Annotated in this window: 8 protein-coding genes; 3 read left to right on the top strand and 5 right to left on the bottom strand. The window is 74.1% G+C overall.

What is annotated here, in order from left to right:
• Nucleotides 1-426: 426 nt before the first annotated feature.
• A complete protein-coding gene (locus tag ABZ948_RS35260) occupies nt 427-975 on the bottom strand; it encodes a MarR family winged helix-turn-helix transcriptional regulator (protein WP_359766602.1) in 549 nt (182 codons plus the stop codon).
• Between the two features lie 123 nt (nt 976-1,098).
• On the opposite strand from ABZ948_RS35260, the gene ABZ948_RS35265 reads away from it, so the two are divergent.
• A complete protein-coding gene (locus ABZ948_RS35265; RefSeq protein ID WP_359766657.1) occupies nt 1,099-2,364 on the top strand; it encodes an MFS transporter in 1,266 nt (421 codons plus the stop codon).
• A 13-nt stretch (nt 2,365-2,377) separates the two neighbouring features.
• Here the strand turns inward: ABZ948_RS35265 and ABZ948_RS35270 are convergent, their stop codons facing one another.
• Both ABZ948_RS35270 and ABZ948_RS35275 read right to left on the bottom strand, forming a co-directional pair.
• Nucleotides 2,378-4,045 (bottom strand): ATP-binding SpoIIE family protein phosphatase, encoded by a 1,668-nt coding sequence (locus ABZ948_RS35270; protein ID WP_359766604.1) that lies wholly within the window; start codon nt 4,043-4,045, stop codon nt 2,378-2,380.
• A gap of 174 nt (nt 4,046-4,219) precedes the next feature.
• On the bottom strand, nt 4,220-5,599 hold the full coding sequence (locus ABZ948_RS35275) for an NAD(P)/FAD-dependent oxidoreductase (protein WP_359766606.1): 1,380 nt from the start codon (nt 5,597-5,599) through the stop codon (nt 4,220-4,222).
• A gap of 375 nt (nt 5,600-5,974) precedes the next feature.
• Here ABZ948_RS35275 and ABZ948_RS35280 point away from each other — a divergent pair, with 375 nt between their 5' ends.
• Together ABZ948_RS35280 and ABZ948_RS35285 are read left to right on the top strand one after the other, a co-directional pair.
• Complete coding sequence (locus ABZ948_RS35280; protein WP_359766608.1) at nt 5,975-6,745, top strand: TetR/AcrR family transcriptional regulator; 771 nt, start codon at nt 5,975-5,977, stop codon at nt 6,743-6,745.
• Between the two features lie 246 nt (nt 6,746-6,991).
• The gene (locus tag ABZ948_RS35285) at nt 6,992-8,989 is read left to right on the top strand and encodes a sigma-70 family RNA polymerase sigma factor (protein ID WP_359766610.1); all 1,998 of its coding nucleotides are present in this window, start codon (nt 6,992-6,994) and stop codon (nt 8,987-8,989) included.
• On the opposite strand, the gene ABZ948_RS35290 is transcribed toward ABZ948_RS35285, so the two are convergent.
• Both ABZ948_RS35290 and ABZ948_RS35295 read right to left on the bottom strand, forming a co-directional pair.
• A complete protein-coding gene (locus tag ABZ948_RS35290) occupies nt 8,976-12,338 on the bottom strand; it encodes an AfsR/SARP family transcriptional regulator (RefSeq protein WP_359766612.1) in 3,363 nt (1,120 codons plus the stop codon). The genes ABZ948_RS35285 and ABZ948_RS35290 overlap by 14 nt on opposite strands.
• 483 nt (nt 12,339-12,821) lie before the next feature.
• Entirely contained in the window at nt 12,822-14,930 is a 2,109-nt protein-coding gene (locus ABZ948_RS35295) for an asparagine synthase-related protein (RefSeq protein WP_359766614.1), read from the bottom strand.
• Nucleotides 14,931-15,048: the final 118 nt, after the last annotated feature.

Consider the following 15,048-nt stretch of genomic DNA (forward strand, 5'->3'; position numbering starts at 1 on the left):
TTGCGTTTCCGACTCTATCAGATCTTTCTCGATCCGATTTCCTCGGTGCTTTCCAGGTTCCCGCTTCCGCGTTTCCCTTTCCGGCGGTTCCGACTCTATCAGATCCTTTCGGGCCTGATCCCCTGTCAGCTGGGGTTGTCCTCGCGGCCGTTGGGCCGTTCCGACGTCTCCAACCTTAGCGCCATCCCTCGGTGATTCCAAAATCGAAGCCAGTCGGAGTCGATCAGGTCGCCGAGCCCCAATTCGAATTGAATTCGGGCACGCCGAAATCAACCCCGTTGGGAGCGATCTTGCTAGTGGTTGGGTGCCGCTCGTGCGGCGGAAGTGCTGTCGCAGAACCGTTACGGCTCCGCGGCAACCCGAAGAACTCTACGGATCGGGCAGAGGGGTGTCAAGTGCCCCCTGTCAAGATCTTTTGTGCGGGCGTCAGTCCAGGTCGGAGAGGCGGCCGCCGGCGTCCGGCTGGGCGTGTTCCACCCGGCGCAGGAGCCGGGTGAGGACCTCGCCCAGCGCGGTGCGCTCCTCCTGGGACAGGTCCTGGAGCAGGTCTTCCTCGAAGACCGACGCCAGGCGCATCGCCTCCAGCCACTTCTCACGCCCCTCCGGTGTCAGCTCGACGATGACTCGTACGCGGTTGGACTCGTCTCGCTCCCGGGTGACCAGTCCTTCGCCGACCATGCGGTCGATCCGGTGAGTCATGGCCGCCGGGGTCAGGCCGAGGCGCTTGGCGAGGTCGCTGGGGCCCAGCCGGTAGGGGGCGCCGGAGAGGACGAGGGCCTTGAGGACCTCCCACTCGGCGTTGCTGATGTCCAGGGCCGCGGTCTGACGGCCGTAGGCGACGTTCATGCGGCGGTTGAGGCGGGACAGGGCCGAGACGATCTGCTCCACCTGGGGGTCGAGGTCCTGGAACTCGCGCTGGTACGCCGCGATCTGCTCTTCGAGGGTCGGCTCGCTGGGGCCGGGGGTGTCGCCCATGGGCGGCAGTATGGCACGGCTGCTCTTTGCCTTGAAGTCCTTGGATGTGTACTCTTTAGCTTCGAAATTTAGTTTCGAAGTCTTCACTCCTAACTTGTGAGAGAGGTGAACGTGACCAGGGCGATGGGCGCGGCGATGCGCCGGATCCACGTGGGCAACGCACTCAGCGCGTTCGGACTCGGCTTCACGGTCCCGTATCTGTACGTCTACGTGGCGCAGGTGCGGGGGCTGGGAGCCATGACGGCGGGTCTCGTGCTCGCCGTCTTCGCTGTGGCCGCGCTGGTCGTGCTGCCGTTCGCCGGGCGGGCCATCGTCCGGCGTGGCCCGCTGCCGGTGCTGCTCGCCGCCCTGGTCGCCGCCGCCCTGGGGGCGCTGAGCCTGGGGGTGGCCGGCGGTGCGGCCGCCGTGCTGGTGTCGGCCTCCCTGTTGGGAGCCGGGCAGGCCGTGATGCAGCCGGCGCTGGCGACGATGATCGTGGACTGCTCCAGTGCGGAGACGCGGTCGCGTGCCTTCGCCATGCAGTTCTTCCTGCAGAATCTCGGGCTCGGCGTCGGCGGTCTCATCGGCGGCCATCTGGTCGACACGTCCAGTGCCGCGTCCTTCACGCTGCTCTTCGCGATCGAGGCGGCGATGTTCCTGCTGCTGGTCGTGGTGATGGTGACGGTGCGGATGCCGCACGCTCCTCGGATCGAGGGCGCCCCGGTGGCGTCGGGGCGGGGCAGCTGGAAGCAGCTGATGGGCAACCGGGCCATGGTGCAGCTGTGTGTGCTGGGCTTCGTGCTGTTCTTCGCCTGCTACGGGCAGTTCGAGTCGGGGCTGAGCGCGTACGGGGTCGAGGCCGCGGGGATATCGACGTCCGCGCTCGGGACCGCGCTCGCCGCCAACACGCTGGTGATCGTCGTCGCGCAGTTCGCCGTGCTGCGGTTCGTGGAGCGGCGTCGGCGGTCGCGGGTGATCGCGGCCGTGGGGCTGATCTGGGCCGTGGCGTGGGCCGTCGCCGGGTACGCGGGGCTCGGGCACGGCAGCCAGGAGATGGCGACGGCCGCGTTCGTCTCGACGTACGCGCTGTTCGGGCTGGGTGAGGCGATGCTGTCGCCGACCGTGGCCCCGCTGGTCGCCGATCTGGCGCCGGAGGGGATGGCCGGGCAGTACAACTCCGCCTTCGCCCTGGTCAAGCAGCTCGCGCTGGCCGTCGGGCCGGCGGTGGGCGGGCCGCTGGGGGCCTCGCTGCACGCGCCGTACATCGTGGCGTTCCTGGTGTTCTCCCTGGGGATCACGGTTCTGGCCGTGCGGTTGGGGCGGCAGCTGACCGATGTCCAGGATCATCCGTGGCGTGCGAAGAGCCGGGTCGTGGCGCGGGGCGGGGCTCCCGTGTCCGCCGACGTCTGATCCTGGAGGCTCGCTAGGGCGCCTGCGTGCGCGGCAGGGCGAACTCGCACCACACCGCCTTGCCGCCGCCCGGTGTGCGGCGGCAGCCCCAGTTCGAGGCGATCGTGGCGACGATGGCGATGCCCCGGCCCGATTCGTCGCCCGGTTCCGCGCGGCGGCGTCTGGGGAGGTGGTCGTCGCCGTCGGTGACCTCGATGATCAGGCGGCGGTCAGTGCGGCGCAGGCGCAGCCGCATCGGCGGGGTGCCGTGCTGGAGAGAGTTGGCGACCAGTTCGCTGGTCGCCAGGACGCCCAGGTCGTGCAGGTCGGCGGGGAAGCGCCAGCTGGTCAGGACGCCGGAGGCGAAGGCACGCGCGCGGGGGGCGGCTTCCACCCCGCCGAGGAGCTCCAGGGCGGCGTTGCGGAAGAGCTCGCCCTCGGGACCCGTGCGGGCGGGGTGCTGGAGGACGAGGACGGCCACGTCGTCGTCGTGGTCGGGGGTCACTCCGGCCGAGCGGACCAGGCGGTCGCAGACGACCTGGGGCGTGCCGGTGGCGCCGGCCAGGGCGCGTTCCAGGGCGGCGATGCCCTCGTCCAGGTCGGCGTCGCGGCGCTCCACCAGGCCGTCCGTGTAGAGGACGGCCGTCGAACCGGGGCTGAGGGGGATCGAGCCGGAGGTGTGCATCCAGCCGCCGGTGCCGAGCGGGGGGCCGGTGGGCTCGTCGGCGCGCAGGACCGTGCCGTTCTCGTCGCGGACGAGGATGGGGAGGTGGCCTGCCGAGGCGTAGACGAGCTTGCCCTCGTTCGGGTCGTGGACGGCGTACGCGCAGGTGGCGATCTGGTTGGCGTCGATCTCGGCCGCCAGGCCGTCGAGGAGCTGGAGCACCTCGTGCGGGGGCAGGTCGAGGCGGGCGTAGGCGCGGACGGCCGTGCGGAGCTGGCCCATGACCGCCGCTGCGCGGACGCCGCGGCCCATGACGTCGCCGATGACCAGGGCCGTGCGGCCGCCGCCGAGGGTGATGACGTCGTACCAGTCGCCGCCGACCGCGGCTTCCGTGCCGCCGGGGTGGTAGGTGGCGGCGATGCGCAGGTCGTCCGGCTGTTCGAGCTCCTGGGGGAGCAGGGAGCGCTGGAGGGTGACGGCCGTTTCGCGTTGGCGGCGTTCGCTGGCGCGCAGGCGTTCGGCGGCTTCGGCGTGGTCGGTGACGTCGGTGGCGAAGACCAGGACGCCTCGGCCGTCGGTGCCGGCCTTGCCGTCGCGTTCCGCGACCGGGGTGCAGGTGAAGGTGTAGGAGCGGCCGTCGGGGGCCTTGCGGGACTTCACCGTGCGGGGCTTGCCGCTGCGCAGGACCTGGTCCAGGAGGGGGAACAGGCCGAGCGCGTCCAGTTCGGGGAGGGCCTCGCGGGCGCGTTCGCCCAGGGGGCGTACGCCGAAGGCGGTGGTGTAGGCGTCGTTGACGTAGGCGATGCGGTGGTCGGGGCCGTGGACCAGGGCGACGAGGGACGGGACGCGGTCGAGGACCTCGCGCACCCGCAGCTCGTCGACGGCGGGTACGGACGGAGTCTCGTCGGTCAGTTGTTCGGCACGGGCGGCGGGCACGGAGCCTTCCCCCCGCCGGTCCGGGGAGGCCGTCTGCTCGGTCCGCGCTGCGGCGCGGCGCTGCGTTCCGGGGAGCCGGGCGCTCCAGCGCGTGAAGTTCACGAATCCTTGCCTCGTGTAGTCGTCGGCGGCCGGCACCGGAACCGGCCGGGGCCCCGGGGGGCCCGCACCGGGACGTGGGGTGGCACGCCCGCGGTGGTGGACCAGTCTGGCAGTGCGCGGACCGGACCAACATCCGTCAGACGCCGGGCCGGCCGGAGGAGTTCCTGGGTCCGGTCAGGACGACCCCTTCGGGTTGTCCGGGGGGTCTTGGGAAGGCTTTCCACCGGCCGCGAGTTCGAACTCGGCCCGGGGGTGTTCGAGTGAACCCAGGGAGACGATCTCCCGTTTGAACAGGCCGGCCAGGGTCCATTCGGCGAGCACGCGCGCCTTGCGGTTGAAGGTGGGCACGCGGCTGAGGTGGTAGGCGCGGTGCATGAACCAGGCGGGGTAGCCCTTGAGCTTGCGTCCGTAGACGTGGGCGACACCCTTGTGCAGGCCGAGGGAGGCGACGGAGCCGGCGTAGGCGTGTTCGTACGTCTGGAGGGGCTCGCCGCGCAGGGTGTGCACGATGTTGTCGGCGAGGACCTTGGCCTGGCGTACGGCGTGCTGGGCGTTGGGGGCGCATTCGCGGCCCGGCTCGTCGGCGGTCACGTCCGGGACCGCGGCGGCGTCTCCTGCCGCCCACGCGTGCGTGGTGCCGTCGACCGACAGGTGAGGGGTGCAGGTGAGGCGCCCGCGGCCGTTGCGGGGCAGGTCGGTGGCGGCGAGCACCGGGTGGGGTTTCACACCGGCCGTCCAGACGACCGTACGGGTCGGGAAGCGGGCGCCGTCGCTGACGACGGCGACCCGGTCGGCGCAGGACTCCAGGCGGGTCCGCAGACGGACGTCGATGTTGCGGCGGCGCAGTTCGGTGACGGTGTAGCGGCCCATCTCCTCACCGACCTCGGGAAGGATGCGGTCCGAGGCCTCGACGAGGATCCACTTCATGTCCTCGGGCTGGACGTTGTGGTAGTACCGCGCGGCGTAGCGGGCCATGTCCTCCAGTTCGCCGAGTGCCTCCACGCCGGCGAAGCCGCCGCCGACGAAGACGAAGGTGAGGGCCGCGTCGCGGATCGCGGGATCGCGGGTGGAGGAGGCGATGTCCATCTGCTCGATGACGTGGTTGCGCAGGCCGATGGCCTCCTCCACGGTCTTGAAGCCGATGCCGTGGTCGGCCAGGCCGGGGATCGGCAGGGCGCGCGAGACGGAGCCGGGGGCGAGGACGAGTTCGTCGTAGGGCAGCCGACGGCCGCCGGTGCCCTCCTCCTCGGTGGCGAGGGTGGTGATGGTGGCGGTGCGTGCGGCGTGGTCGACGGCGGTGGCCTCGCCGATGACGATGCGGCACCGGTCGAGGACGCGGCGCAGCGGTACGACGACGTGGCGGGGCGAGATGGCGCCGGCGGCGGCCTCGGGGAGGAACGGCTGGTATGTCATGTACGGGTCGGGGGTGACGACCGTGATCTCGGCCTCGCCCCGTTGCAGTTCCCGTTTCAGGCGGCGCTGCAGGCGCAGGGCCGTGTACATCCCGACGTAGCCGCCACCGACAACGAGAATGCGCGCACGTTCCTTCACCATCCCATGACGCACCCGCCGCTTGCGTTTGTCCACAGCCTCGACGAATTGTGTGACCGGAGCGGGAGAGCGCGCGGAGTTGGCCGGATTAGCGGGCTGTGGTGAAGACGCGCAGGTCAGCAGGGGTGGCGTGGGGGGCGCGCGGGGGCACATTCAGGACGTATACGACCCGTACTCCGATCGGTGGGCGCTCCGTGCGGAACCTGCCCCTTCTGAATTGACTCCCTCTCAACTATGTTCGTGTGTCGACGGGGTGTAGGGGGATGTGCTCACCGGGTCCGCGACGGGCGGGCCCGCGGACCCGAGCCTGTTCCCTCGTCCCGGATCGAATGGCGGGGAGTGTCTCCGGGGGGAGACGTCATTACCGGGGGAATACTTATGCATGTTCAGGACTCTCATTGGTCGTCCGCATCCGCTCTGGCAGCGGGTGGCGCGACGATGAGCGCGGCGGGCAACGGACGCGGGGACGGACCGCGGACGACGCCGCTGCGCGTGGACGCACAGCGCAATCTGGAGCACGTGCTGCGTGCGGCGCGCGAGGTCTTCGGCGAGCTGGGGTACGGCGCGCCGATGGAGGACGTGGCGCGGCGCGCGCGGGTCGGTGTGGGCACGGTGTACCGGCGGTTCCCGAGCAAGGACGTCCTGGTGCGGCGGATAGCCGAGGAGGAGACCTCCCGGCTGACCGACCAGGCGCGTGCGGCGCTCGGGCAGGAGGACGAGCCGTGGTCGGCGCTGTCGCGCTTCCTGCGGACGTCGGTGGCCTCCGGCGCCGGGCGGCTGCTGCCGCCCCAGGTGCTGCGGGTCTCGGTCGGCGAGGACGGCTCCGGCGGCGCGCGGGTACCGCAGCAGCGGACCCAGCCGGGGTCGACGGAGCTGCGGCTGGTGCCGGAGCAGCCGGTGGCGGTGGCTTCGGTGCCGGCGGTCGCGGCGGAGGACGACGCGGGGGCGTCGGCGCTGCTCGAGGTCGTGGGCCAGCTCGTGGAGCGGGCCCGTGCGGCGGGTGAGCTGCGGGCGGACGTGTCGGTGTCGGACGTCCTGCTGGTGATCGCGACGGCCGCGCCCTCGCTGCCGGACGCGGCGCAGCAGGCGGCCGCTTCGGCCCGGCTGCTGGACATCCTGCTGGAGGGTCTGCGGTCGCGGCCGGCGTGAGCTTCGGCTTCCGGGCTTCCGGGCGTCTGCGGGCGGATCGAGAGGTGGGCTTCCCGGGCCCGGAGTGACTGCCGGGCCCTGGAGCGAAAGGGGAGTCTTCCCCGAATGAGTGATGGTTAGTACCGGCGTGCGGCAAGTCCCCACGGATGAGTGACGGTCCGGATTCCGAGGGCCTGACGAGATGCCGTTGTGACAGTCTGACCCGGTGGTCTGGACGGGTTGGGCGGCTGGCGGGGGCTTTCCGCGATGAGCGTTGACGGGCGGGACGAGTCGAGCGGCAGCGGGAGCGGTGACGCCGCGGCCGATGGCCGGGTCCCGCCACAGGTGCCGAGCCAGGGTGGTCGCGCGAGCGGCCCGAAGGGCGGGCACCCCGTCGACGGCTCGGTCCCGGCCCAGCGCGCGTGGCGCGAGGACAGCGTCCTGCCCCCGCCGCGCGAGCTGCCGCCGTCCGACGCCGACCTCATCGACCGGATGCGCGCGGGCGACGACTCGGCGTACGAGGAGCTGTACCGGCGCCACGCGCAGGCCGTGCGCCGCTACGCCCGCACCTGCTGCCGTGACGCCCACACCGCGGAGGACCTGACCGCCGAGGTCTTCGCCCGCATGCTCCAGGCGGTGCGCGGCGGCTCCGGCCCCCAGCACGCCGTACGGGCGTACCTGCTCACCTCCGTCCGCCGCGTCGCCGCCTCCTGGACGAGGTCGGCGCGGCGGGAGCAGCTCGTCGACGACTTCGCGGTGTTCGCCACCCAGTCCGCGCGCGGCTCCCACGTGTCCGACGACGACACGCTCGAACTCGGCGCGGACGTACGGGCGATGCACGAGGCCGAGCGGTCCATGGCCATGCGGGCCTTCCGGTCGCTGCCGGAGCGGTGGCAGGCCGTGCTGTGGCACACCGAGGTCGAGGACGAGTCGCCCAGTGAGGTCGCCACGCTCTTCGGGCTGGACGCCAACGGCACACGCGTGCTCGCCAGCCGGGCCCGCGAGGGCCTCAAGCAGGCCTACCTCCAGGCCCACGTCAGCGACGCCCTCACCGGCGACGAGGCATGCGCGCGCTACGCCGACCAGCTCGGCACGTACGCCCGGGGCCGGCTGCGCACCCGTGCCGAGCGGGGCGTGCGCAAGCACCTGGAGGAGTGCGCGCGCTGCCGGCTGGCCGCGAGCCAGATCGCGGAGGTGGCTGGGGGCATCCCGGCCGTCGTGCCGGTCGCCGTCATCGGCTGGTTCGGTGCCGCCGGTTACGCCAAGGCCGCCGGTCTCATCGCCGGAGGCGCGGGGGCGGGGGCGGCCGGTGCCGCGGGAGCGGCCGCGGCGGCGGGCGGCGGCTCGTCGGGCGGGACAGCGGCGGCGGGCGGCGGTGCGTCCGCCGGGGCGGGCGGCGGCAGTGGCGCGGGCGGCGGTGGTGCGGCGGCCTCCGAGGGGGTCGGCGCGCCGGTGAAGGCCGGAATCGCGGCCGGTGTGGTCGCCGTCGGCGTCGTGGCCGCGGTGGTCCTGGCCCTGAGCGGCAACGACAAGCCCGCGGAGGAGGCGAAGACGGCTCCTCCCTCCCCGACGTCGCCGGCGGTGCGGCCGGGCGAGCCCACGCCCCCCTCCGAGCGGGAACCCGGGCCACGGCCCCCGGCCATGGTGCCCGTGGGGGCCGGGACGCCCGCCCCGACACCGTCCTCCAGCACCACCCCGACTCCCCCACCGGACGCGGCGCCGGCCCCGACGCCCACCCAGACGCCCGGGCCTCCGAGGCAGCCGAGGCCGACACCGCCTCCGGCGCCCGAGCCCACGCCCACACCGCCCCCGACCGAGGCGCCACCGCCCCCGGCCGTCTACCAGCTCAGCCAACTGTCGTACGACGTCAGCGGCGACGGCACGAAGCCCGAGATCCGGATCGGCGCGAGCAGCTGGGTCTGGCAGCGGTCCGGCATGTCCGTCGCGGACCGGCGGTACGCGCACGGCGTCACCGTGCACGGCAGCTCCTCCGTCACCATCGACCTCAACCGCTCCTGCTCCTCGTACGACGCGTTCGTCGGCGTGGACGACATGACGCTGGGGCTCGGCAGGGTGTCCTTCTCCGTCTACGCCGACGGGGCCCGGCTGTGGCGGTCCGGGCTCGTCGAGGGCGGTGACCCGGCCGTCCCCGTCCATGTGGACCTCACCGGCCGCGGCACCGTACGCCTCGTGGTGGAGCCGCACGGCACCCTGGACACCCTGATGACGGCCGACTGGGCGGAGTCGAAGTTCACCTGCGGCTAGCGGTGGACGCGCGCTGTGCCTCGGCCAGCTCGCGCAGGACGTCCTCCGACGTGAGGGCGGAGCCCCGGGCGCGCTCCGCCTCGCACCGGGCGGCGCCCAGGGCCGCGCGGGCCTCGGCGTCCGTCCGCTCCGCCTGGGCGCGCTCCGGCAGGGGGTGCGGGCGGCCGGCCCGCCAGTGGTCGGCGGCGCCGAGCAGCCGTGCCGCGCGCGGGAAGTCGCCGAGGTCGGCCAGCAGCCCTGCCCCGCCGTCCGCGACCGTGGCCCGGATCGTGTCCGAGCACCGCTTGTCGACGGCTTCGCGGAGGGCTCCGGTCAGCTTGGGCAGGGCCGTCTCCGGGCCCGACTCGCCCGCCGTGATCACGGCGTCGATCAGCTGCAGCATCACCGTGAACTGCGGCGGCGGTGTGCCGCGCCCGGCCTCCGCGCGCGCCGCCTCGCACAGCTCGCGCGCCCGGGCCGTGTGCCCCTCCTCGGACGCCATCTGGGCGCGCAGCAGCAGGATGAACGCCTTGGAGTCCGCCACGCCGTACCGGTCGGCCGCGGCACTCGCCTCGTCCAGGGCCGCCAGCGCGCCCGGCCGGTCGCCCGCCCGGTAGGCGATCTCGGCGAGGCGGGCGATCAGGAACGGCGACTCGGTGTACGCGCCGACCTCGTAGGCGAGCCGCAGGGCCTCCTCGTACTCCCCCTTGGCCTCCTCGAAGGCGCTGCGCGCCATGGCGGCCTCGCCGGCCGCGCTGCACACCTGGGCCCGCAGCCAGCGGTCACCCACGCGGCGGCTGAGGGTCCGCAGCTCCGCCAGGTCGTCGTCGACACCGACCAGGTCGCCGGGCGCGTCGACGACCATGTGCGTGCGGAACATCAGGGCGACGGCGATCTCCCAGTCCCCGCCGTGAGCGCGGCAGTTGGCGACGGCCGAGTCCATGACGCCCCGGAGGTCACCCTGGTGATCGCCGCGGAAGTCGCCTTGGTGATCGCCCCGGTGGTCGTCCTGGTCGGCCTGGCCGTCCTGGCCGTCCTGGCCGTCCTGGCCGCCCGCGAAGGTGCAGATCATCGGCCAGATGAGTCCCGGTATCCGGGCCGACCGAGGCCCGCCCTCCCCGAAGAACGTCCACACCCGCTCCACGTACGTCCGCCGCCGGTCCATGAACTCCTGCAGAGGCCCCGCCTCGGCCAGGAAGAACAGATGCAGCATCCGCAGATCCATCCGCAGGGCGTGCAGCGGATGCCCCGCCTCGCCGTCCGGGGCGGCGAGGAAGTGGTCGACGGGGTCGGGCAGGCCCGGCTCGTCCACGGACGACCCGCGATGGCCGGTGTCGAGGGCCGCTCCCAGACGCAGGGTCCGCTCCAGCCACTCCATGCCCTCGTGCCGGTAGTTGCGCAGCCACCAGAACCAGCCCATGGCCACGGCGACGGAGCCGGCCTCCGCCTCATCCCCGGCGGTGAGGGCGCGGTCGAGGGCCGCGCGGATGTTGTCCAGCTCGGTCTCCAGGCGGGAGATCCAGGGCAGTTGCCCGGCGGAGCGCAGCAGCGGAGCGGCCCGCTCGACCAGCGCGCGCACCCACGCGCGGTGCCGCAGCTCGGCCTCGGCACGCAGCGACGGGACCTCGGCGGCACGCTCCACGGCGTACTCGTGGATGGTCTCCAGCATGCGGTAGCGCATGCCGCCGGAGCCGTCCCGCGCGCCGGGGGCGGCCACGACGAGGGACTTGTCGACGAGCGCCCCGAGCAGCTCGGCGGCGGGCCCGCCGCACACCGCCTCGGCCGCGGCGAGGTCCCAGCCGCCCGCGAACACCGACATCTCGCACAGCACCCTGCGCTCGTCCTCGTCGAGCAGGTCCCACGACCAGTCGACGACGGCGCGCAGGGTCTGCTGGCGGGGCAGGACCGTACGGCTCCCGGAGGTGAGGAGGCGGAAGCGGTCGTCGAGCCGGTCGGCGATCTGCCGGGGCGTGAGGAGCCGGAGGCGGGCCGCCGCCAGCTCGATGGCGAGGGGCAGGCCGTCCAGCCGCCGGCAGATCTCCGCCACCGCCTGCTCGTCGCGGAGCACGGCGTCCGCGTCGGGACGGACGGCGGCGGCGCGCTCCGCGAACAGCCGGCGGGCGTGGTCCGGCCGCAGCGGCTCGACCGGCCGCACCACCTCCCCGGGCACGCCCAGGGGTTCCCTGCTGGTGGCGAGGATCGTGAGCCCCGGGCAGCGGGTCAGGAGGGTCTCGGCGAGATGGGCGGCGGCGCCGATGACGTGCTCGCAGTTGTCAAGGATCAGCAGTTGGCTGCGCGGGGCGCAGTACTCCACGAGCAGGGCGACAGGGTCGTCCTGCACGGCCGTGAGCTCGCTGGTCATCAGCACGGTCTCGCGCAGACCGAGCGCGCTGACCACCGCTCCCGGCACCGCCTCCGGCCGGTCGAGCGGGGCGAGCTCGGCCAGCCAGGCCTGCGGAAGCCCGGCGGCGGCCTCCTCGGCGAGACGGGTCTTGCCGGAGCCGCCCGGTCCGGTGAGCGTGACGAGACGGGCCCCGTGCAGATCGGAACGGATGGCGTCGATCTCGGGTTCCCGGCCGACGAAAGAGGTCAGACGGGGACGGATGTTGCCGGTGCGCTCGGGCGGACCGGGCGCGGGTCTCTCCTCCGGACCGGCCGAACCGAGCAGCTCGGCGTGGAGAGCGCGCAGTTCGGGCCCCGGGTCGGCGCCGAGGCCCTCGGCGAGGGCGCGGCGGGCGGACTCGTACGCGGCGAGGGCGTCGGCCTCGCGGCCCACGTCGCGCAGGGCGCGGATCAGAAGGGCGTGCAGCGGTTCGTCGTACGGGTGGACGACGGTCAGTTCCCGCAGTTCCGGTACGACGTCCGGCGCGCGGCCGAGCCGCAGGCGGGCCTCGGCGCGGGCCCGGGCCGCCTCCAGCCGGGTCGCCTCCGGGCGGGCGGCGGCGGAGCGGTCGGGGAGGTCGGCGAGGGCGGGGCCGCGCCACAGGGCGAGGGCGGCGTCGAGGTGCCGTTCCGCGTCGGCGGGGTCTTTTGCCGCAAGGGCGTCGGTGCCCTGCTGGACGAGCCGTTCGAAGACGAAGAGGTCGATGTCCTCCTGGGTGGCCGCGAGTCGGTAGCCGCCGGTCTCGGAGGCCACGGCGTCCTTGCCAAGGACCCGCCGGAGCCGGCCGACCAGGGCCTGGAGGGCGGCGGGGGCGTCCTGGGGCGGGTCGTCGGCCCAGACCTCGTCGATCAGGGTCGCGGGTGTCGTGACCCGGGAGGGGCGCAGGGCGAGGGCGGTGAGCAGGGCGCGGAGGCGGGGGCCGCCGAGGGGTACGGCGTCGCCGTGCTCGTCGCGTGCCTCGGTGATGCCCAGGATTCTGTACCGCACGGGGTCATTGTGTCCGGGGTTGGTGTGAGGGCCGGGGTTTTTTGACGGCTGTTGCCCTGGGCCTTGTTGAGGGTGCTCGGCGTTGGTGCCGGGGCCGGGTGGGTCCGCAGCCCGGCGGAACGGGGTGCCGCTGCGCCCACCCGTGCCGCCCCTAGCGGCACGCATGCCCGCAGCTAAGCGGGACAGGCGGCCCTCAGCTAAGCCGTACGAGCGGGCGGCCCGCAGCCAGGCGGCGAGCCCCGCGGCGGCGGATCTGCGGCGGCAGCCGAGACGCGCCCGCACCCGCCAGACGGCGCAAGGGGACGTGTCGGGGGGTGTCCGCCCGCAGCGGTTGGCGCGTCAACACCAGTCAGTCAGTAAAAGGGTCAATCGCGCCGTTCCGAGGACGGACACCCCCCGGCGCGGCCCCGACCCACCCACCCGGCGCAGGCGAAGACGCGCACCCCCACCGAAGCAGCCACAGCCCACCACAAGCCCCCCGGCTCAACCGCCGGAGGCAGAGGCCCCCAACGCCCCCCGCTGCGGCGCGATCCCCGCCGGTACCGCTCGTTGCCGCGCCGGTGTCCCCGTCCAGCACGTGCCGCGGCGGGCCAGCAGGCGGCGGAGCCATAGCTCCAGCGAGACCAGGTCGGCGAGGCCGTCCAGGGGGAGGGGCTCGCCCGCCGCCGCACCCCGCAGGGCCTTGCGGACCACCCGGGCCTCGACCAGCCCGGCCTCCGCCAGCAGCGGCGTGTCGAACAGCGTGACCAGCGAGTCCGCCGCCACCCTCAGCCCCGTACGCGCCGCGGCCGCCGCCATCCCCTGGGTCGGCGCGCCCCACCCGGCCGGCAGTTCCCGGACCCCGGCCCCTTCCAGCACCGTCCGCAGGATCGCCGCCCGGGCCCCCGGCCGCACCCGCAGCGCCTCGGGCAGCGCCCGCGCGGCGCGTACGACCTGGTTGTCGAGGAACGGCGCGTGCAGCCGCTGGAAGCGGATCTCCGCGGCCTGCTCCAGCACCCGCAGGTCCGCCGCGTGCCGCGCCAGCGTCGCCCGCGCGCGGAAGTCGCCCGGGCGCTGCCCCGGCCCCACCAGTTCCGACCGGTGCGTCGACGCCTGAAGGCGAACCGATACTTCAGCGAGCGCCTCACCGGTCAGCCAGCGCGCCGCCGGCCCGGGTCTGCCCCAGGTCAGCGCGGCGAGCGAGGCCTCCACCGCCCCGCCGGGCGCATCCAGCCCGTCGTCGGACCGGTGGTCGAGCAGGCGCTCGGCCAGGGACTCCAGCCCCGCCCGGTACGGCGTACGGGACAGTCGCCGCGCCGCCGCGTACACGCGCGCGGGGACCAGCACCGAGCCGTCCGCCTTGGCCAGCGCGGCGACCGGCCGGACCAGGTGGCGCCGCTTGCGGTCCATCAGCAGGTCGGCCAGGCGCGCGGGGTGGGCGTCCAGGACCTGACGCGCGCCGTATCCCGTGAAGTGGTCCGCGCTGCCGGACGCCAGCCGCGCCCGGTGCCGGGCCGCCGACACCAGGGACGGCCCGGGTTCGTCGGTCAGCGGACCGTCCAGGTCGGCGTAGGGCAGGGTCTCCTCGCCGCCCGCCACGACGACGTGGTGCAGCCGCGGGTTCGCCGCCAGCGCCCCGGCCCGCTCCAGTTCGGCCTCGCGCCCCGCGACGGCGAGGTCGTTGAACGTGACGGCCAGCAGCCGCTCCCCCGCGCCCGTGCCGTGCCCCAGCACGGTGCCCGGCATCCCGGGCAGCCCCGCGGCCAGCAGCGCCAGCGTCCCCGAGGCCGGCCCGCCGGACAGGTCGGCCCCGATCCCCGGCACCGGCATCCCGCGCGCGGCACGCCGCTCGGCGGGTCCCATGCCGGGCACGGGCCCGGGGTCGATGTCCGCCCCGGGGACGTGCCGCGGCGCGGACAGCCGCGTCCGTACGGCCTCCACGAGGGCGTCGCGCACGGCGTCGACCGCGCTGTCGGGATCGGCCGGGGGAGCCGCGACCGCCAGCGAGGCGACGGGCTCGTACCCGGCGACCTCCCGCGCCCCGGCGCGCAGGATGAGGGCATGCCCCGGCGGAATGCGCTTCACGCCGTCGTACGGCGTGGAGTCGTGGAGCGCCGCGGGCACGTCAGGGGCGGCCAGCAGCGCGGCGAGGTGCCCGAAGTCGAGGTTGGCCTCGATGAGGTCGGCCAGCGGCAGCGCGGCCGTCGCGTACGCCGTGCCGCCGGCCCAGGGCGTGTGGAACACCGGCCGCGCGCCCGCGAGATCACCGCAGACGGTGATCCGCCTGCCGACCTGCACGATCGCGGTGTAGCTCCCGGACCAGGCGGTCAGGTGCCGAAGTGCCCCGCCGCGCGCGGCGAACAGGGCGACGCGCAGCTGCTCGTCGGTGGCGCCGCAGATGCCGAGGACGGCGATACGGGTGTGGTCGTCGGCCGCCACGACCCGCACCTCGTCGGGGCGCCAGTCGCCGACGGCCCACAGGGGATCGGGGTCGCCCCACAGGAGTTGGGAACCCACCGGGTGCAGGGTCTCACCGTCGTGCCCGGTGGCCCCCGCCGAACCGGCAGCGACGGCTCCCGCGGCGGTGCTGCTCCACCCCACCAACCACCGCATCGCCGCCTCCACAGGCTGTGGACAACCAGTGCACCGTACGAACCGGTTCACCATGCTGCCATGAAGGAAGCGCTCCAGAGGGTGCCCGCGCCGCTTGCGCTCCGCCGAATGCGCCCCG

Origin of the sequence: Streptomyces olindensis, assembly GCF_040645895.1 — a bacterium.
Lineage (GTDB): Bacteria > Actinomycetota > Actinomycetes > Streptomycetales > Streptomycetaceae > Streptomyces > Streptomyces olindensis.